This window comes from Bacteroides sp. RTP21281st1_H5_RTP21281_210402 (assembly GCF_040918965.1).
Taxonomy (GTDB): domain Bacteria; phylum Bacteroidota; class Bacteroidia; order Bacteroidales; family Bacteroidaceae; genus Bacteroides; species Bacteroides congonensis.
The window spans coordinates 208,248-228,591 of sequence record NZ_JBCOWR010000005.1 but is presented as its reverse complement, the minus strand read 5'-3'; the positions used below and the strand labels follow the sequence as shown (position 1 = coordinate 228,591).

Genomic DNA, 20,344 nt, shown 5'->3' with positions numbered 1-20,344 from the left:
CAAAAATCAAAAGATCCATTTCTCGTACCTTTGCAAAATAATACAATTATAATAATCATCATATGAATAAGACTTTGCAACCCCAATGGCTGGAATGGGCTAAAGAACTGCAATTCCTTGCCCAAACAGGATTGACCTACTCAAAAGACGTATTTGATATCGAACGTTTTGAACGGATAAGGGAGATATCAGCCGAAATTATAAGTGCACAAAGTGAGTTGTCACTGGAAAAAGTGAAAGATTTGTTTTGTAATGAGACAGGATTCCAAACTCCAAAGTTGGATACAAGAGCAGCCATATTCAAGGAAGATAAAATATTGTTGGTTAAAGAACGTAACGGTACATGGTCATTGCCGGGTGGTTGGGTAGATGTAAACCAGACCGTAAAGTCGAACACCGAAAAAGAGGTCGAAGAAGAAGCCGGACTGAAAGTGGAAGCCACACGGATAATTGCCGTGCAGGACAGGAATATGCACAATGTGCCCCCTTATGCCTATAATGTATGCAAGGTTTTCGTTCTTTGTGAAATTCTAAGCGGGTATTTCCAACCTAATATTGAAACTACAGAAAGCGATTATTTCAGGTTGGAAGAACTTCCTCTTCTTGCAGAAGAAAAAAACAATGAAGAACAAATAAAAATGTGTTTTTCTGCTTATCATGATAAAAACTGGCAGGTACTGTTTGAATAAAAGATTGAGCCAATGAGATATAAGCATATAATATTTGATATTGACGGCACATTAATAGATACAGAATATGCCGTTATCCACTCTTTGATAAAGACTATTACAAAAATTACAGGAAACGTGCCCCAATATGAAGACCTGAAATTTGTTTTAGGCATTACAGGCAAAGACGCTTTGAAGAGACTAAAAATAGATGATATAGATAGAGGACTGGAAATATGGGACACTAATATGAAATCATATTACCATACTATCCACCCCTTTCAAGGTATCAAGGAGTGCTTGAACTATCTATTATCTAATAAGTATGTATCAGGCATTGTCACTTCCAAAACATATATGGAATATCATACAGACTTCAAGCCCTTAGGCTTGGCTAATTATTTTACCACCGTTGTATGCGCCGATGATACAGTAGAACATAAACCTCAGGCCGCCCCTCTACTGGCATATTTATCCAAAGCCAAGATAAACCCTGTTGACGCTATATATATCGGGGATAGCATTTATGACATCCAATGTGCAACAAGTGCCGGAGTTGATTCAGGATTGGTTCTGTGGAGCGGAACGTCTCCCGATAGTATAAAAGCCAATTATTATTTTAAGACGCCTGATGATATATGCAGAATGTTATCCGATTTCCATCCTACATGAGTATCATTTTTTAAAGTCCTTTTGTTATCACCGGAAGTCCGAAGAAACCTTTCTGCAAAGTCAGTGTCTTTGTTTTGCCTTTCCGCGCCTTATTATAAGTGGAAAGTGATACATGCAATGTTTCCACATTTCCATTCGCAAAAGCGACTTCCAAATAATATTCCTTACGCACACCGTCCGGCACATAACGCCGCTTACCTACCCGACGTGTTTTCTTATGTGTCTCCTGATACTTCTTCTGCACCATAACCTCTTCTTCTTGTGTGGAAGCAGGGTCAGCCAACCAGTAGTTGCCCGCAAGAAACAATGCACAACTGATAGTTCCCACACATACCAAATGAGACAGAAGATTTAATGTTTTGTTATCACCTGTCGTCAGCCATGACCACTTTTTATAAAAAGGAAATGTAACAGCAGCCATCATTAACGCTACTCCGACAGGTATCCACCACTCTGTCAGTGTATCTTCATAGATTACATAGCCGATGCCCCACGAAACAAAAAGAATAAAGAGCATCAGAACACGGAGTATCTTGATAAGTATATTTTTCATAATATTGCAAATATATATCCAGTTCGCAAATATACGAAAAATAAGTTTAGGAATGTAGCAAATATAACACAAGAAAAGGCAACAAACTCATGATATAGATGAGCTAGTTGCCTTTTGTCTTATATCAAAGGATATTATATTACTTATTTCATGCTATCATAAAGTGCTTTCGCTTCTGCTGCCGTGAATGCACGGTTATATACTAAATAATCATCTATATACCCATCCATAAAATTCTCATAAGAACGAGAACCCTCTGCCCCTCTATACATCGCACCTATAAAATAAGGCGTACGGTCAACAGGCTTCAAACCTTTATTGAGTGCTTCCGCTTCTTTTACTCCGTCAATATACAAATAGGTACTTCCATTGGTATGTACACATACGTAATGATGCCATTCGCCATCCGTCATTGACTTTGTTTTAAAGTCAGTCCAGTTTCCGGAAAGCCCTGTGTACTCAATGACGTATCTTATAAACGGACTGGATTTTTGGAACCTGAACCAGGTCTGCTTATTCTTTCCATCCGCACTGGCATTAGGACCGGCTCCATGTTGGAATACCCCCACATTAGTAGCTGTCTTATTCGAAGTTTTCACCCAGAAAGAAGTAGTCACCGGAGTTGCCTGGAAATCCAACGCATCATTATCCGGCAACGACAAGAATGCATAATTCTGATTATCCTTACTTCTGAACTCGGCACAAGTAAACCCTTCCTTACGGGCGGGAGCATTAAAGTTAACATCCATATTATCTCCCAATTTCAGAATTTCCGGATGAATAGCATGGGGACCCATATCCTTACTGTCACCCTCGAACGGATAGAAAAGAACAATATCTTTACCCGGCAATACGGTGATATATCCTTCCTGTTCGGCTGTGGAAGTATTCAATTCATTAGAAGCGACTAAAGTGACTTTATACCTACCGGCTGTTGAATAAGTAACGGTCGGGTTCTGTTCATTGGAAGTAGAGGGCGTTCCACCTTCAAATGTCCAGTTCCAGCGGGTAGGACGTCCCAAACTGGCATCTTTAAATGATACGTTTCCACCTTCTATAACCATACGCCGGTCTGCCGTGATATCTGCCGCTACTGAGTTTTTATCAATAATATTCAGATAATTCTCTTTAGTGAGAGTAGCCGTTGTTTTAGGATTGGTAACGGTCAACTTCACAGAGTAAACTCCCGGCTCGAATACCAAACTTGGATTCTGTTCCGTCGACGTAACGGTACGACCTTCTGCAGGAATAAACTCCCACGACCAAGCAGACGGGAAACCTATGGACAAATCGGTGAAACTAATAGTCTCATCACTCAATGCCTGAGTTTTATTAGCTTTAAAGGCCACACTGATTTCATCAGGATATACGACTGTGATATATTGCAACATCTCGGTCTCCGCATTTTCCGTTCCCCGGCCTACTCTTAATTTCACGGTATAAGTTCCCGGATAATTATACACGATTTCCGGGCTGAACAGATTAGACACACTAGGTTCCCCACCTTCAAAAGCCCAATCCCAACGTACAGGCTCTCCGACAGACTTATCCATAAAACAGACCTTTTCCCCCGCAGATATGGTTTGTCTATCTGATATAAAGTCCGCATTCAACAGTACTTGTTCCTCGTCTTTGCAGGCATAAAAGAGCCCGACACACACGAGCAAGAAATATAATCTCTTTTTCATATCAATCTATTTTTAAATTCTACGCATTGTTTTATTGTAACTGTGACAACTCAATATTCTGAAAAGCAATGCCGCCAATATTCTTGAATCCATATTCATATAATACTCCAATCGTACCGTCAGGATAACGGGCAATATCCGAGTAACCACCATAATCACTACCCGTATAGGAATATTGCTTCTTCCAGGTTACTCCGTCATCCTCGCTCATCTTTAATGTGTTATTATTACGATTGGTCTGACTATCAGGATTCGAGAACAGAATAATGCCTTTACCATCATCCCCCAAACCGTAAAAGAGTATGGAACCCTGACATATGGGTTCTTTCAATGTAGTGTACTTACATGGAGTCCATGTCAGTCCGCCGTCTGTACTGGTGGAAACCATTCTGTATTTTTCTGTATTGAACTGCTTACGCATGTTCAGCATTAAATCACCGTTGCTTAATTCGGTCACAGTGCTTTCATTCGTATAATCCACGTCCATGATACCACCCAAATGCCAGGTTTCTCCCTTATCATCCGAATATATCACATGAGAACGTCCCGCACCGGAAGTAGTGGTATTATGATTACACGGCACTACAATTCTTCCCTTATGTGGTTCAAACTGTTTCACTATTCCATGGCAAGGCCCAGTAGCATACCATCTATATTTGTCAGGAGTTACGGAAGCTGTTATATCCTTTTCTTTCGCCCATGTCAATCCCTCATCATCCGAATAAGTCATAAATATGGAATTAGTCCCCGTTGCGCCCGGATTCCAGCAAGATAATAAAATGACACGATTGATATCCGGAAGATAGACAGGCACTTGATTACGACAACGGTTTTCACCATCATCCTTAACAGTAATCAAAGGTCCCCAAGTTTTTCCTTTATCCGTGGAACGCTTTAATACGATGTCAATGTCTCCTTCATCTTCAGGCCCATTGCGACGTCCCTCGGCAAATGCCAATATTGTACCACTGTTAGTAATCACCATCGTAGGGATTCTGAAATAGGCATATCCTTCCCTATTGATAGAATATGGCTTGCTTGTGGGAACCGGTAAAGAAGATATGCTTGGCTCCACATCATTGCATGCTGTCGTTACAAACAACAGGCACGCCCATGCAAATATTAAGTTTAAATTCTTCATTGCTTCTACTTTTTAATAACCGTCAGTTTGTTCCAAATTAGGATTCAAATCAATCATCTTCCTCAAAATCGGGAAATACAATGGAGTGGATTTACCAATCAGATTAGGAATATAACTATAAATATCAATGGTACCCGCATGGTGCGCCCGCATCAGGTCAGGCCAGCGCTTCAACTCGAAACACAATTCCCTGCCCCGTTCATCCAATATCTCTTTCTGTACTACTTTCTGGTCCGTACTTCCGGTATAAACTCCGATTCCGGCACGATTACGGGTAGAGAACATGGCATCAATAGCTTTTTGTACATTATCACCACCGAGGTAACATAACAATTCCGCTTTTAGTAATTTGACTTCGCCCAAACGATAGACTACGATATCATTATCATAATAACGGTCGTCGGTATAGGCTGTCCCCCGGAATTTGTTCTGTGAAGTAAAGACTACTGCCCCTTTTGAATTTACAGCATTGATGTACGCTGACGAAGCCCGGTTATCCTTGTCACTGAAAAGTGAAATCAGACGGGGAGACGGAGCATATACGTGACGTGCGATTGTGGAATTGGTGTACGGAATGTCTTCCTTGTTCACAATATCGTTAGTCAGCAGTCCGGCCGCAGCAGACATGGACAACGTAGACATATACATATTGTTATATTCATCCTTCTTCAAATAAATAGAGAAAATGATTTCACTGTTCTTCTTGTTTGCCACATCAAAGATGTCCGCATATTTATCCATCATACTCACACCGCACTTTTCCACTTCTTCCAATGCAGAAATTGCATCTGTCAAATCATTCTTGTCATTACTCTTCTGAACCGTATATTTCCATGCCAACGCTTCTGCTTTCAGACACAAAGCAGCAGGTCTTGAAATCCGGTTCTTATCCGGAATATTCGTTTCCGGGAAAAGGTCGACGGCAGTCTGAACATCTGAAAGAATCTGTTTCATCACTTCGGAAGCCGCACTACGCGCGGGACGTGACTCCTTATCATAGGACTCCGTCGGATTTAAGACAATAGGCACATCTCCCCACATCTGAGTTAAAGTAAGATAGGCTTTTGCCCTGAAAGTATATGCCTGTGCCAGAATACGTTTCTTCTCATTTTCCAGTGCAAAGTCAATCCCGGGAGCATATTTGATTATCATATTGCAATGATGAATGTTCTCATAGAAAGTACGCCAGTCCAATCCATATTCTTCATTCAGTTCATGCTGATGTGAACGTGAAACACCGCCAATCACTCCCGATACCATAGCATCTCCACGGTCTTCTCCATACAGGGTGGTACTGGTCATTCCTCTGTAATCCGAATAAAGACCATTCAGATAACCTTTCACGTCAGATTCCGATTTCCAATAATTTGCCATAGTTATTTCAGAAATAGGGTCTATCTCCAAAATAGATTCACAACTACCTAAGGTGCAGGCAGTCATTATACTAAATATTATTAATTTAGCTCTCATCATCGTTTGCTTTAATGTTACATTGTAAATTTTACAGAGAATATAAACTGACGCGGACGGGAATATTTACCGGCATCAGCACCAATTACCTCAGGAGTAAGTCCGTCATAAGCAGTCCAATATCCTAAATTATAGACAGCCGCCGTCAAGTCCAGCGTTTCAATCTTAGCGGCACGCAGCCACTTGGTACGCAGCGGATACGAAAGGGAGACTTCACGAAATGCCAGATAATCACCTTTCTTTATATATAAGGTATTGGCACTACCGCCACTAAAACCAATAGTAGAACTGCTTGGACGCCCATGATTACGCTTTCCGTTATCCCAGTCGGACTCTACATCATAACGGGGAATAGAAGCTATATCACCCGGTTTGTGCCACATCTTGCTACTGGCTACATCATGAATCGTTGCAAAATTATTCCGTGAATTTGCGTTCGCCTGTGCCCTGAAATGATTATCAATCACATTTCCTAATGAGAAGTCCGTGGCAATCCGTAAAGTAAAATTCTTATAAGTGAAAGTATTGTTGAAAGACCCCATCTTATCAGGGTGAATATAACCTACAAACACCATATCTTTAGAATTGATGATACCGTTTCCATCCACATCACGCCAAATGGCGTCACCCGCACATTTTCCTTTACCCAGCCAACCGGAAGATACACCTTCATCATACGGAGCGTTAGCCGCATCTTCATCCGTTGAATAAACTCCATCCAACTGATAAGCAAAACGGGAACCGAAGCGTTCTCCTTCCGCAAATCCACCTACTTCAACATATTTTCCCAACTTCGGGTCGAAAATGATTCCACCGCCGGTACGGTTCTTGTCTGCTCCATTATTGGGTAACTTACCGATAGTTGTTCTCCAAATCGAGAAATTGGCATCTACATTCCAACGGAAATCATGGGTTTGTATGGGAATCGCATTGATGGCTATTTCCACCCCTTTCGTGTTCAAAGAACCGAAATTGGACTTGATTGAAGCAAATCCCGTTTCCGACCATAAGTTCTCGTTCAACAAACGGTTCGTTGTCTTTTTATAATAAGCGTCGAAAGACAGATTGATACGGTTATTCAGAAAACCGGCTTCTAGCCCCAAATCGGTCGAAGTCGTTTCTTCCCATAACAGATTGCGGTTCATAAGCACTGTATTCAAAATACCTGCTTCGCCTGCATAGTTCTTACCGGCTTCATAAGAGCCTTCCGTATTCTCCAGCGCAAGATTGTCATATCCTGTTTTTCCCCAACTGGCTCTAAGCTTCAAATTGCTGACAACTTTCGACAAAGGTTCAAAGAAAGCCTCACGATGCATATTCCATCCGGCAGATACACCCGGAAAAGCAGCAAACTTATGATTGGCTGCAAAATGGGAAGAACCGTCATAACGGATACTTGCGGAGAAGAGGTATCTCATATCATAATTGTAATTGACACGACCGAAGTAACTGTTCATCTTCTTTTCTTCAAAAGTGGAAGTGGTCTTGGCTGATTCTGTCGCAATACCATTCAGCGTCTCAATATAATCTGATGTTCCGCCATAACCGGAACCGCTGAAACGATACCAGTTATCATAAATATAATTGCCGCCTGCCATCAAATCCAGATTATGTTTATCCTTTATTGTCTTCGTATAGTTCAAAACAAGGTCATACTGATAATGCAAGTCCATATTATGAGCTTCGGACACCGGTCTATTTTTCACCACCTCATTATATCTCTCGAAATTATGGTCTTTACCTTCATTATTAGTGTACGAGAACATCGGTTTGAGATGTAATCCCGGAATAATTTCCCAGTCCAGTTCGGCTGAGAGGTTGATTCGGCTCACCCTATTTTCTTTTTCCTGATAATAAACTTCATGCAGACGGGTACGGAATGAGCTTGTCAATTCGCCCGGAGCCGGAGTTCCATCTTCATAATATTGGCGTACCGTAGGTGGCATCTTGGCAGCCCGTGACATTACATTGTTCTCGTTAATGCCCGCGGTCGTTCTCATGGAGTAGTTTACCATACCTCTTACTGTAAGGTTCTTGCGAATCTTATACGAAGCATTTGTCAGAAAACTCCAACGGTTGTAATTAGTACCTACCACAATACCATCTTGAGTAAGATACCCCAAACTCATATAGTAAGTCGCTTTCTCGTTGCCACCACTGAAGTTTATATTAAAATCATGATTGACCGGCGTTTGAAAAAGATTATCCTGGAAATCTGTTTCTTTGAAAATCAACATCTTGCCGGGATTGGCCGGGTCTTCCATCATCTCCCACCCTTGATTATACAGCAGGTCTTCTACATACCCCTGACCATAATTGGTGATATAGTCATCCAGGAAAGCAGTCGTATTCAGAGCGTTCCGTTTGTTGGCAGTACTCATCGCAAACGTACCTGACAGATATTTATCCGGGTCGGTCGCATGTAACGCAGCCGTACGGGTTGCGGTCAGGTATTCACGGGCACCGGACAACGGCATTCTCTTCGGTTGGTGGTCTACAGACAAACCATAGCTAAAAGAGATACTCCCTTTGCCAGCTTTACCTTGCTTAGTCGTAATCATCACAATACCACGGGAAGCCTTTGAACCATAAATAGCCGTCGAAGCAGCGTCCTTCAGTACTTGTATCGTTTCTATATCCGCATAGTTGATATCCTTCATAGTACGAATTACACCGTCAATGATTACCATAGGAGAATCACTCTCAGGTGCGGTAGTCGTTCCGCCACGCACTATAATCTGAGGGTCAGCTCCCGGTTGACCGGAATTTACACGGATTTCCATTCCCGGCACTTTTCCCTGTAACATTGACATCGGATTTCCCGTTGGCGAAATAGCCATATCTTTTGAATCCACCTTAGTGATAGCACCAGTCAACGCTGCCTTGGACTGTTTACCATATCCGATAACAACGACATCCGACAAAGCAACCGAACTGCTTCTCATCGTCACCAGAATATTGTTCCGTCCCTTTACCGGTATTTCCTGTTTTTCCATTCCTACAAATGAAAAAACTAAAATACCGTCTGCCGGTGCAGTGATGGAATATTTCCCATCCAAATCTGTCACTGTTCCTTGTTGAGAACCTTTCACCAGAACCGAAACCCCTATTAACGGTTCGCGTGTATCGTCCAAAACAACTCCGTTTACAGTTACCTTCTTTTGTTCTATGCCTGAGACTTCAAATGAAGCCGAAAATGCAGGCACACAGAAAGAGAGGATAACCAGTAAGATACCCAATATGCGGAATAGCTTACTCTTTAATAAAAATGCATTTAACATAAATTACAGATTACAAGTTAATAACTCAAATTTCAGGTTTTTCTATTTTCTTGTTTCATATATTATAAAATTATTTTGCGACAAAAGGAGAAGCCGGTAATCCGAAGTTTGAAAATAAATTCAAGGGCTGATAATTCCTGAATCCATATTTAACCCCTACCGGTTCGGGAACTTGTTCACTGGTCAACACCACTTTGGTTTTATTATCAAAAAGAACAGCCTTCGCCGGATAATAGACACCATCTTTTCCGGCAACCTCAAATCCGACAATTTCCCGGTCATAAGATGTCATCCCCATTTCTGCGTAATCGAACTCTACAACCACCTTTTCTTTATCTATTGTAAAAGACTTGTAGAGAGGTCCGCTATAAGGTGTTCCGCTACGCTGGTAAGTTTTAGCTAACGCCCACAAAGCGAGCCTTTTCCCTACGTTCGCTTTGTCAGAGGGATGCACACAAGTACGATTTCCAATATCCGCCGTAACAACCATACCTGCATTGGGAATTTCCTTCAAACATTCCAGTTGCACCTGGCGAATTTCAGCAGCTTCCGTCTTGTCCGCGTTTTTCCGCCCATAATCATAGGGAGCTATCTGCACATAATAAAAAGGAAATTCACCTTGATTCCATTCTTTTCGCCAAGACTTTACCATTGCCGGAAACAATCGCCTATATACCTGCGGATTATTCAGATTGCTTTCTCCCTGATACCAAATAGTACCTTTAATGGTGAATTGCTTTATCGGATGAATCATCGCATTATACAATAATGTAGGTTCATCTTTCGGTCTGGCAATGTCTTTTGGGTCTTTGGTCAGTGCCGACAAAGATATTTCCGGAAACTTTTCCGTATATACCTCTTTATTAATCCATGACTCAATCTTGGAGCCGCCCCAACTGGAACAAATGACACCTACCGGTACATTCAGAACTTTACGCAGATAGTTTGCAAAGAAATAAGCAGTGGCACTGAAATCCGCGACATTAGCCGGTGTAGACTCCATCCAGGGAGTTGCCACGCAATCATCCAACAATGTCTGGCTACTGTTTATTTTAAGCGTAATCATACGAATATTATCGGACGGAAGAGCTGTTGCAATTGCATCACACGAACCTTTTACCGGTTGTCCCCTAAATCCTTTCACTGGCATCTCCATATTCGACTGTCCCGAACATAACCATACTTCCCCTATCAGAACATTCGTAAGTGTCACCGGTTCTCCGTCGGATATAGTAATGGTATAAGGACCACCGGCAACAGGTGTCTCTACTTGTAGCTTCCATGTACCGTCCGATGCGGAAGTGGTTGTATACACTTTATTATCCCAAGATGTTTTAACCGTGATTTTCCGAAGACGGGCAGCCCATCCCCACAAGTTAGCATTGGTATTCTGCTGCAATACCATATCATTCCCTATAATTGATGGTAGCTTTACCTTGGCCTCCAAAGGTAAAAGACAAAGCATACCGACAATTATGCATAGTACTTTTTTCATGACTTATAATTTTAAATATTAATCCTTCATATCAATAGTCTTAGGACGCAGACATGTGACCAGAATGACCAGCATAATCAAGACGAATATTGCCAAAAACGCAAAGTCACGTCCCAAATGTCCGGCATCTGTAGATTCTCCCAAGATACTCGTTATCGCCGCTCCCGCAAATACTCCGCACATATTCATAATACCATAAGCCGTTGCCCTGTAACGGGCTGAAACAAACTGGCAAAGAATCGGCATATTATTTGCGTCGAACATTCCGAAACCCACGCCGAACAGAACCGTTCCCATCACCAATGCGAAAATGGAATGACCGAATCCGATAAACAATAAAGAGGGGATAATAAAGCCTAATCCCAAGGCTCCCGTATACACTCTTCCACGTACATTCTTGAGTACCCATCGGTCAGATATATATCCGCCGACTAATACTCCGAACAGTGAAGATAAAGCAATGGAAATGGTAGACATCGGTCCTGCCACGGAAATATCAATAGACAAGCTCTCAGAAAAGAGAGTCGGCAACCAGTTTTTGGCCGCCCATCCCGGGGTGCCCGGCACGCAGAAGTAAAACAGGATAATCCAGAAAAAGACGTTGGAGAACAACATACCCAAACTTTTCAGAACCGGTATCTTTTTCACTTTCTCCTGTATGACAGAGACAGTTCCTCTTTCCTTATCCCGTAAGAAAAAAGCCAGAATGGCACCATAGCCAATACCAATAATACCAAACCAGTGGAATGTGCTATGCCAGGAATACATGGCGGCAAAAGTAGCTCCGAAACCACCTATCGCCTGTCCGACATAAAGTCCCGTCATATGTATTCCCACTGCCAGCGAACGTGTCTTATCCTGATGAAAATCAGCTATCAGAGATAAGGCGGCAGGCAAATACAATGCTTCACTTATTCCCATAATTCCACGAAGCCAATAGAGTTGGTCAAAAGTAGTAGCATACCCCATCAGGTAAGTAACCCCGGACCATACACACAAACTACCTACAATCAACCATTTGCGACTCATACGGTCACCGATAATCCCGGAAATGGGACTCATCAGTCCGTATATCCACAAGAAGACCGCCATCAATCTGCCGAAATTAGCTGCCGATTCCAACTCACGGACATCTGCCATCATAGGAATCCGCATGGTAGAAAGCATCTGCCTGTCCATATAGTTGAGTAAAGCAACTCCCCATAGTAATCCGACTACCACCCAAGGATATATATTTGAAGTTTTACTGTTCATGACCTACCTGTTTAGAATTTCCGTCAAATCAATTTTAATAAAAGCCATATTTGCCTGGCTGCTCTCATATAATATCCCTATTGAATTTTCATCTATTGACGTGATACTGGAATAACCGGCACTACGATATTGGTCAAACAGAATCCAGTATTTCTCAGGCCATGTCATTCCGTCATCAAAACTAACCTTCAAAGTCAATTTATCCCGTGTCTTATAATCGCTGGGATTGGCAAATAAAAGTATGCTTCTCTTTTCTCCGTTCACAGTATAATCATGCCGGTGCAGGCTTGCCATACAAGTCGGTTCCACCAATGACTTCCGCGACGTGGGATGCTCTGTCCACGTCCCGCCTAAGTCCGTTGTCGTACAGATTCTCCGGCCATTTATTTCTTTGTTCCCCCGGTTTCTATTATCACGCATATTCAGCATCACAGTGCCATCGCTTAACTGAGCTACATTACATTCCGTCACATTTGAGTAAGCCGGATTACTGGTTATCCATGTTTTTCCATAGTCTTTACTATATGTAATATTGGAAAATGCAGTACCTTTCTCATCACGTCCCTGCGTAGGAAAGACTAAAGTACCGTCCGCCAGTGTAATCCCTTGTCCGGGAGCCGGAGCGAATAGCCACCACTCAGGACGTTTGGTCTTGCCTGTTATGTTATCAGGAAAACTCCATGTCAGTCCGTCGTCCGTACTCTTAGTTATCAAGAACTGGCAGGTTTCTTTCAGACCGGTTCCCGGCTGCGAACCTTTCTTCCGCCACTGATGTATCCAGTAAGTACTGTTTTCATTCAGGCTCTCTATCCACTTGCCATTATCATCCAATGCACCGTGCATCCACAATCCGGCTATATAAATGTCATTCGTATTTCTATCCACAAGGATACAGGCATCACTTACTCCATTAAACTTTTGCGGCAGTCCTCCCCATTCTCCCATATCCAATACCGTCTGGATGGGTTGCCATGTCAGTCCTTTGTCAAGACTCCGATGAAGAGCGATATCTATGTTTCCCTGTAAATCGCGAGCCAAATCATAACGGGCATCAAATATAGCCAATAGAGTTCCGTTGTTACTGGTAGCCAACCCCGGAATACGTGAAGAAACAATGCCATCCTGTCCTTTCTGTCTTAAGGCAACTCCTACTCGCAGGGGTATAGCCTCCTTATTCAAGGCTTTCAGTTCTCCCCGACTCGTTTTTATCCGGCTACAATTCACACTAATACGGTGTGCCAATGAAACCGTATCTTTCAAGGTCACTGCTATCCAGAAAGACAAGGAATCATCTTTCACCTGTATATTATCTGTAAAAGATATTTTCCGTGCAGCAGGTAGCGGTTTACACATCAGACGGGATTCATCTATCAGCCCGTTTTTATGAACTCCGTACACCGCAACAGAAACAATATCAGACAAATCCGTACTTCCCTGCAAGTCAACATCAATTTGACGAATGACGTAAGGGCGGTTCTCTGTTTGAATCAAAGTTGCCTTAATAGTTGGATTAATTTGCTTCTTGACCAAAACAGGGATGGCAGGTCTTTCCAGTTCGAAACTTATATCTTTACCCAAAGATATATCCGGTATCCATAATAAAATCATCGAAAATATGATAAATATTTTCTTACTTACTTTCATAGTATCTTTATTTTAGGTAAATTTGAACGCATTTAACTAGATTAGGGGGAGATAGACAGGAAGTAAAGTAGCTAACCCCAGCAATACACTTTTACTGTCATCTCCTCTTTCATATCACTAGAACTCAAAGAATTTTATCGCATCCAAATCACCTTTCAGTTTTTCATACTCTTCCACTGAAAAAGCTTTTATCGGTAACCGGCAACTGCCACAATCAATGCCTATCAATTTCATGATAGCTTTACCGCCACGTACGCCGCCGCCATATCTAATAATCACCTCTACCGTACGAATAGACTTCATTTGCCAGGCACGCGCCATCTCCACATCATTTTTCTTCATTGATTCGAAGATGGCATGGTAGACATTAGGGATATAATTATACGTACTTCCTACACCTGCCACTGCTCCCATAGACAAACCGGCAATCAGAATTTCGTCAAAGCCATGCAATACTTCAAACTTATGCTGTTCCAAGTCGATGCAAGCCCCCATCTCCATCAAGTTATTATGAGTAAACTTCGTACCTACCAAATTTGGCATTTTCTTCTTACCCTCTACCAAAAATTTATCCACCGGCAAGTTAACCCCTGTGATTGACGGCATATTATAATAATAGAAAGGCAACTCACCGGCAGCCCGGCAAATCGGTGCAAAGAAATCAACCAGTTCATCTACTGTCCCCGGTTTGAAAAAAGAAGGGGCAATTGAAGCGATGGCATCAGCTCCCGCCTGTGCCGCATGACGTGCCAGTTCCATTGCGTCCCGCTGGCAGTTTGAGCCGACATGAGCAATCACCTTGAAACGCTTGGCAGCAGAAGCCACCCATTTTTCAAGAATTGCCTTACGCTCGTCAATCGTCAACGAAGAAAACTCACCGGTCGTACCACACACAAATACCCCTTTCACAGGAGTTGATGCTATCCAGTCAGCATACTTATCAATAACAGATAAATTCACATCCCCATTTTCATCCATTGGGGTGAAGGTGGCCGCAACCATACCTTCCAGTCTTTCATAATTTTTCATAATGCATTTAATTAGATTATTATTTTATTTCACTTTCGGAAAATTCCTTTCAAGATTAACGGTGTCCGTATGCCGGGTTGTACCTCCCCACTCACAATATAAACTGTATCTTGCGTATATACAGCATTTGTGGTAACAGGAATGGGATAAGGGCAATCAATCGTATCAATCAATCTGTTTGTCTCTGTACTTAATATCCGTACTTTACGGCTGAAACCGGGATGTTCAGGAGAGGTCGGCAACAGTTCTTCCACTCCACCTAATAAAATTATCTTATCGTTTTCATACGGAACAGCAGTTCCCGCCATTACCGGAAAAGTATCGGTCAACTTGTCCCATTGCTTGCTGTCCGGTTCAAATACGTACCCCTCCGTATATTCCGTCATCGCCTTATCCGGTGCATAGCTTCTTCCGCTGAAGAGGTAAAACTTCCCGCTTTGAACCACGCCTACTGCATAGAAAAGGGAAGGACCGTCCCAAGCCGGCATTTTCTGCCATCCCTTCTCCTTATGAAGTAAATCAAGCATATAAAAATGATGAGTTGACCGTTCATTTACCATAGACTCCTGCCCCCCAGCAATATAAATACAATTACCACAAACAGCCCCCGTTGCATTAGCCAACGGAACCGGCAAAGATGGATAACTGACAGAATCTATTACAAACGAATCTCTTTCTTTTTTTATAAGAAATACTTTATTGCTACACTGCACACGGTCGCATCCACCGATACACAATAAACCTTCCGTCAAACTTATTGAAACCCCATAAGCAAGCGGCCGGCCAAGGAAATCATCAAAAACAGACCAGTTCTTTGTATCCAAGTCATAGCTATATAAAGCAGACCACCAAGTCTTAGTACCTCCTTCCCAAGGATACCTATCCGGAAAATTTGCTCCACCCAGCACAAGCAGCTTTCCTTCCACTATCCCGGAATATGCCCCCGCTAATCCGATATTCTCCGGCATGCCGGCACATCCCGGAAGCAACAATGCATTTTCCCATTGTGCCTCTATCCTCTTTTCTTCTTTTCTAAAACAAGACGTACTCATAGACAATACTATTAAGGATAAACATAAAATTATCAGATGCCGCTTTTTCATAGACTTTCCGCCTTTTCATTCTCCTCTTTCTCCGCCAGCAACTCCTGACTCCGGTTTACTTTGAAAATCTTATAAACCTCAAAATGTCTTTCGATGGCATCCCGGTATCCTTTCTCATCCCCTTTTTTGATAAAATCCAGCAAATCGGCATGAGTAGCTATCCGCCCGCTTTTACTCATCTCTATATTTATGGGCTTTAAGTAGTCCTTGAATTTTTCTTTCACATAGACAAGTATAGGATGAATGATTTCCTGGAATTCGGATATGATTTTATTTCCGGTGATTTTATATAATTTCGTATGAAAAGCCGATTCACTGATTAATGCATATTCGTTATTTTCAAAAACAATTCCCATTTTTACAATTTCACTCAATTCCTCAATATCCTTGGGAGTTATTTTACGGAATATATCACTTGATATACCTATTTCGAGCGCGATTCTGAAATCCAGCAAATCCAAAATTGTTTCTTCACTTAAAACACGAGGGTCTATCACTCTTTTCATTCCTCCCAAAATAGAGGGCTCGGTCAGAACCATTCCCTTACGGGGACGCGCATGAATCAACCCCATCATTTTCAGACGGCTCAGTGCCTCTCTAACCACACTTCTTGCAACTCCCAGTTCAGCCGCCAAACTATTCTCATTAGGAATAGAGTCCCCACGTCCCAAATCATTCTTTTTAAAGTAGGTAAGTAGACTGTCTTCTACCTGGTCAATTAACGTTGTTTGATTGATTTCTATCTTCATATCATTAGATTTTTGTTATTTGTATTATTTGTCTGACAAATAATACAAATGCAATATTAAGAGATTTTTTTTAGAATACAAGAAGATAATAATAGAAAAATAAGCATATGTGTTGAAAAACATATTTTAGGAGATGAACGGAAAAGAATCAGGAGATGAGATATACTTGTGAAAAATAGAAGGACAATAAAGGGCATAAAAAAAGGCTATCTATCCCAGACAGCCAATCTTTTTTGTTAACCTTAAATCTAATACTATGAAAAACACATTGCAAAGATACGTACTTTCCGCATATCTCCAAATTTTCGAAGCAAAGCAGCTCATCTTATAACATGGTTTAATAAAAGCAACAGACTCGTTAACATTTAACATAAATCAATCGGATATTAACGAATACCCGATTGAGTGATTCAGAGATTATTCATATCGTAAAGAACGGGCAGGTTTGCTCATTATTATCTTCATGGTCTGGAAAGCTACTGTTATAAATGAGATAAACAGCATCAGCAATACAGGTACAATAAAGAACCATGCCTTCAAGTCCGTACGGAAAGCATAATGACTCAACCAGACATTCATGCTGAACCAGGCTACCGGAAGAGCAATGATAACCGCTATCAGAATCAACTGGAAGAATCCCTTGACCAACTGATAAAAGAGTGTCCAACGGGAAGCACCGAGCACTTTGCGTATTCCCATTTCTTTGGTACGGGTAGAACAGGAAAACATGACCAATACCCAAAGTCCCAAACAGGAAATGAAAATAGCCAGACCGGTGAAAGAGCCAATCATCACACCGAACACTTCATCCTGACGATACTGATGGTCGAAGAACTGGTCGAGGAAGAAGTAATCGAAACTGGAATCCGCAAAGTATTGGTTCCAAATCTCATGTACCTGTGATACCAGTTCACGAGGGTCACCGGAAGTCATTACAATAGAAATATAGCGTTGTGGCAACCAGTCAATCTTATCTTTATGAATCAGCATGATGGGGGTATAATTCTTGCTCAACGCCTGTTGATGATAATCCTTCACGACCCCGATAATCTGCATCGGAGCATCGGTACATTCAACGGTCACCAACTCCCCTATCGCCTCATCATTAGACGTAAAGCCTAGGTTACGTACAGCCGTTTCGTTAATCACCAGTTTATCCACATCGTCTCCATAGTCTTCCGAGAAACTTCTTCCGGCTACGACTTGCAGTCCATAGGCATCCACATAATCGGGGTCACAAGCAAGCATTTCATACAAGCGGTTCTGCTTCAAGGCATCATTGGTGCGACGGTTGGAAAGGAAAGTTGCCACTTCCTCACCCGGCACTGCACCGGAAAAAGTAACCTGATGCACTAAAGGCAAACGGGCTATTGCTTTCTTCATCGCTTCCAGTTTTGTATTCAGTCCTTCGGTATGACCGGGGAACTTGACCACCAATGTCTGATTAGTCTTTACTCCCAAAGACTGGCTGCGCATAAAGTTCAACTGCGCAAAGACAATCAATGTGCCGCAAAGCAATATCATCGAAGCCGTGTATTGAATGATAACCAATACTTTCCGTGTTCGCTCGCCGGATTTGCCATGCAGGAATTTTCCTTTCAATAGCGTAATCGGTTTCCGGTTCAGCAAAGCCAATGCCGGATAATATCCGGAAAGGAATATCCCGGCAATGAAAACAAAAACAAGTAAAATCCACCAATAATCCATCAACCAGACGGAGAAGGTTACGGTACGTCCTACCAATTGATTAAAATACGGAAGAATCAGTTCTATCAATCCTACGGCCAGTACAAAAGCTATCAAGTTCATTACCAATGCTTCAAACAGGAACTGGTGAATCAACTGCTTGCGGAAAGCTCCCACTACCCGCCGTACTCCCACTTCTTTGGCACGCTCCATTGAGCGGGCTACGGTAAGGTTTATATAGTTTATCCAGGCAATCGCCAAAATAGCAATGGCAGCGAAAATCAAGGCAATCATCGAAGAACGGTTTCCCTTTGTCTCCGCTTCATATCCTACCTGCGGAGTGAGATGTATATCCGCCAAAGGAATTAAAGAGACTCCCCATATCTTGTTTTTCAACGCTTCATCCGTCTTGTACTTTTCCGCCATTACAGGAAATTCTTTCTCTATTTCCGCTTTCCTTTCGGGAGAGTCGAGCAGGACGTAGGTATAAGCCTCGTGTTTGTACCAATACTCTTGCACATACTTGGGCAAAGACTTATAAGAAATCAGAAAACTGTAATGTATATGCGAGTTGGAAGGCATTTCTTTCATCACTCCGGTCACTTCACACGATATTTTATCGTACGTTCCGGTAAAGATGAGTATCTTTCCGATGGGGTCTTCATCTTTGAAATATTTGTGGGCAATGCGTTCGGTAATTACCACTTGCCCAGGCATGGAAAGACAGGTTTTCTTATCCCCTTTCAGAAGTTCGAAATCAAAAAGGCGAAAGAAACTCGGCTCAGCATAAGCTATCTGATTCTCCCGCAAGGTCAGTTCTCCGTATTTCACGATTTGTTCCGGCTGGAACAGGGAACCGATTCGGGTATAATCTTCAATCCCGGCAAGGTTCTCTTTCATAGCCGAACCATATCCGAAAGAACTGCTTGCCCAGTAGTCGGTCAGCACATCCCCTTCGTGGAACGTACTTTGCACGCGGTAGATATGGTCATACTTCGTATGCATTTTATCAAAGCTGAATTCAAAGGTCACGTAGGTTAAAATCAGCAATGCCGATGCCATACCAACTGCCAATCCGAATATATTAATGAAACTGAACCTTTTTCGTTTCATCAGATTCCGCCAGGCACTATTCCAGTAATTTCCTATCATACGGTTTCGTTTTTAGATGATGTATTCTTTTCCAGCGGACGGTTGATGTTTTCGGCTACAATCTGTCCGTCCAGTAATTGGACGATGCGGTGTGCGTACATGGCATCCCGTTGGGAGTGGGTGACGATGATGATAGTAGTCCCCTGACGGTTCAGTTCGCTCAACAGTTCCATTACTTCTATACCGTTCACCGAGTCCAGATTTCCAGTAGGTTCGTCGGCGAGAAGCAATTTACAGTCCGTCACTACGGCACGGGCAATAGCTACACGCTGTTGCTGTCCTCCGGACAGTTGCTGGGGATAATGGTTGGCACAATGCAGCAGATTCACTTTTTCGAGTACTTTATTTACCCTTTCTTTGCGCTTGTCGGCTTTGACACCCAGATAAACAAGGGGTAATTCCACATTCTCATATACGGTCAGCTCGTCAATCAGGTTGAAACTCTGGAAGATAAAGCCGAGATTGCCTTTCCTAAGAGCTGTCAGTTGGTTCTCATTCATTTTATCCACTTGTTGCCCATCAAATAGATAAGAACCGGAAGTAGGAGAATCAAGTGTGCCCAAAATATTCAGCAGTGTGGACTTACCGCATCCCGAAGGCCCCATTATAGCTACAAATTCTCCACGTTCCACCTGCAAGGTAACTTCGTTCAAAGCTTTTGTCTGCACTTCTTCGGTTGTGAAGAGTTTTGTAAGTTTTTCAGTCTTAATCATAATCAGTTCAATATTTATTAGTTATTCATATTTTAAAGTATCACTT

General features: G+C 42.2%; 15 protein-coding genes. 2 read left to right on the top strand and 13 right to left on the bottom strand.

Translation table 11 applies throughout. From position 1 onward, the window contains the following. The first annotated feature begins 62 nt into the window (after window positions 1-62). Together AB5443_RS09745 and AB5443_RS09740 are read left to right on the top strand one after the other, a co-directional pair. Window positions 63-689 carry an NUDIX hydrolase N-terminal domain-containing protein gene (locus AB5443_RS09745; RefSeq protein WP_368114008.1) on the top strand — a complete coding sequence of 209 codons (627 nt, stop codon included), beginning with the start codon at window positions 63-65 and terminating at the stop codon, window positions 687-689. Window positions 690-701: 12 nt separating this feature from the next. Further along, window positions 702-1,340, top strand: a complete 639-nt coding sequence (locus AB5443_RS09740; protein ID WP_368114009.1) for an HAD family hydrolase — start codon at window positions 702-704, stop codon at window positions 1,338-1,340. Window positions 1,341-1,350: 10 nt separating this feature from the next. Here the strand turns inward: AB5443_RS09740 and AB5443_RS09735 are convergent, their stop codons facing one another. From AB5443_RS09735 to AB5443_RS09675, 13 genes are all read right to left on the bottom strand, one after another. Then, the gene (locus AB5443_RS09735) at window positions 1,351-1,893 is read right to left on the bottom strand and encodes a hypothetical protein (RefSeq protein ID WP_368114010.1); all 543 of its coding nucleotides are present in this window, start codon (window positions 1,891-1,893) and stop codon (window positions 1,351-1,353) included. 143 nt (window positions 1,894-2,036) lie between these two features. After that, window positions 2,037-3,581 carry a PKD domain-containing protein gene (locus tag AB5443_RS09730; RefSeq protein ID WP_307996082.1) on the bottom strand — a complete coding sequence of 515 codons (1,545 nt, stop codon included), beginning with the start codon at window positions 3,579-3,581 and terminating at the stop codon, window positions 2,037-2,039. Between the two features lie 31 nt (window positions 3,582-3,612). Next, window positions 3,613-4,722, bottom strand: a complete 1,110-nt coding sequence (locus AB5443_RS09725) for an exo-alpha-sialidase (RefSeq protein WP_368114011.1) — start codon at window positions 4,720-4,722, stop codon at window positions 3,613-3,615. A 12-nt stretch (window positions 4,723-4,734) separates the two neighbouring features. Then, window positions 4,735-6,192, bottom strand: coding sequence for a RagB/SusD family nutrient uptake outer membrane protein (locus AB5443_RS09720; protein ID WP_044654706.1), 1,458 nt, complete (start codon window positions 6,190-6,192; stop codon window positions 4,735-4,737). Window positions 6,193-6,209: 17 nt separating this feature from the next. Next, window positions 6,210-9,473 (bottom strand): SusC/RagA family TonB-linked outer membrane protein, encoded by a 3,264-nt coding sequence (locus tag AB5443_RS09715; RefSeq protein WP_368114012.1) that lies wholly within the window; start codon window positions 9,471-9,473, stop codon window positions 6,210-6,212. A gap of 70 nt (window positions 9,474-9,543) precedes the next feature. Next, complete coding sequence (locus AB5443_RS09710) at window positions 9,544-10,968, bottom strand: sialate O-acetylesterase (protein WP_368114013.1); 1,425 nt, start codon at window positions 10,966-10,968, stop codon at window positions 9,544-9,546. Window positions 10,969-10,986: 18 nt separating this feature from the next. After that, window positions 10,987-12,222, bottom strand: a complete 1,236-nt coding sequence (locus tag AB5443_RS09705) for an MFS transporter (protein ID WP_022138937.1) — start codon at window positions 12,220-12,222, stop codon at window positions 10,987-10,989. A 3-nt stretch (window positions 12,223-12,225) separates the two neighbouring features. Then, window positions 12,226-13,866: an exo-alpha-sialidase gene (locus AB5443_RS09700; protein WP_368114014.1), complete on the bottom strand. Its 1,641-nt coding sequence runs from the start codon at window positions 13,864-13,866 to the stop codon at window positions 12,226-12,228. A gap of 117 nt (window positions 13,867-13,983) precedes the next feature. Next, window positions 13,984-14,895 carry a dihydrodipicolinate synthase family protein gene (locus AB5443_RS09695; RefSeq protein ID WP_368114015.1) on the bottom strand — a complete coding sequence of 304 codons (912 nt, stop codon included), beginning with the start codon at window positions 14,893-14,895 and terminating at the stop codon, window positions 13,984-13,986. 29 nt (window positions 14,896-14,924) lie between these two features. Beyond that, entirely contained in the window at window positions 14,925-15,947 is a 1,023-nt protein-coding gene (locus AB5443_RS09690; RefSeq protein ID WP_368114016.1) for a hypothetical protein, read from the bottom strand. 47 nt (window positions 15,948-15,994) lie between these two features. Next, on the bottom strand, window positions 15,995-16,747 hold the full coding sequence (locus tag AB5443_RS09685) for a FadR/GntR family transcriptional regulator (RefSeq protein ID WP_044653863.1): 753 nt from the start codon (window positions 16,745-16,747) through the stop codon (window positions 15,995-15,997). Between the two features lie 417 nt (window positions 16,748-17,164). Further along, on the bottom strand, window positions 17,165-19,585 hold the full coding sequence (locus tag AB5443_RS09680) for an ABC transporter permease (RefSeq protein ID WP_368114017.1): 2,421 nt from the start codon (window positions 19,583-19,585) through the stop codon (window positions 17,165-17,167). Then, a complete protein-coding gene (locus tag AB5443_RS09675; protein WP_368114018.1) occupies window positions 19,582-20,298 on the bottom strand; it encodes an ABC transporter ATP-binding protein in 717 nt (238 codons plus the stop codon). Before AB5443_RS09675 ends, AB5443_RS09680 begins: the two co-directional genes overlap by 4 nt. Window positions 20,299-20,344 lie beyond the last annotated feature (46 nt).

Bases quoted from the DNA above. Each gene is read 5' to 3' on its own strand.
- AB5443_RS09745 (WP_368114008.1), top strand. From the start codon at position 63: ATGAATAAGACTTTGCAACCCCAATGGCTGGAATGGGCTAAAGAACTG.
- AB5443_RS09740 (WP_368114009.1), top strand. From the start codon at position 702: ATGAGATATAAGCATATAATATTTGATATTGACGGCACATTAATAGAT.
- AB5443_RS09735 (WP_368114010.1), bottom strand. From the start codon at position 1,893: ATGAAAAATATACTTATCAAGATACTCCGTGTTCTGATGCTCTTTATT.
- AB5443_RS09730 (WP_307996082.1), bottom strand. From the start codon at position 3,581: ATGAAAAAGAGATTATATTTCTTGCTCGTGTGTGTCGGGCTCTTTTAT.
- AB5443_RS09725 (WP_368114011.1), bottom strand. From the start codon at position 4,722: ATGAAGAATTTAAACTTAATATTTGCATGGGCGTGCCTGTTGTTTGTA.
- AB5443_RS09720 (WP_044654706.1), bottom strand. From the start codon at position 6,192: ATGAGAGCTAAATTAATAATATTTAGTATAATGACTGCCTGCACCTTA.
- AB5443_RS09715 (WP_368114012.1), bottom strand. From the start codon at position 9,473: ATGTTAAATGCATTTTTATTAAAGAGTAAGCTATTCCGCATATTGGGT.
- AB5443_RS09710 (WP_368114013.1), bottom strand. From the start codon at position 10,968: ATGAAAAAAGTACTATGCATAATTGTCGGTATGCTTTGTCTTTTACCT.
- AB5443_RS09705 (WP_022138937.1), bottom strand. From the start codon at position 12,222: ATGAACAGTAAAACTTCAAATATATATCCTTGGGTGGTAGTCGGATTA.
- AB5443_RS09700 (WP_368114014.1), bottom strand. From the start codon at position 13,866: ATGAAAGTAAGTAAGAAAATATTTATCATATTTTCGATGATTTTATTA.
- AB5443_RS09695 (WP_368114015.1), bottom strand. From the start codon at position 14,895: ATGAAAAATTATGAAAGACTGGAAGGTATGGTTGCGGCCACCTTCACC.
- AB5443_RS09690 (WP_368114016.1), bottom strand. From the start codon at position 15,947: ATGAGTACGTCTTGTTTTAGAAAAGAAGAAAAGAGGATAGAGGCACAA.
- AB5443_RS09685 (WP_044653863.1), bottom strand. From the start codon at position 16,747: ATGAAGATAGAAATCAATCAAACAACGTTAATTGACCAGGTAGAAGAC.
- AB5443_RS09680 (WP_368114017.1), bottom strand. From the start codon at position 19,585: ATGATAGGAAATTACTGGAATAGTGCCTGGCGGAATCTGATGAAACGA.
- AB5443_RS09675 (WP_368114018.1), bottom strand. From the start codon at position 20,298: ATGATTAAGACTGAAAAACTTACAAAACTCTTCACAACCGAAGAAGTG.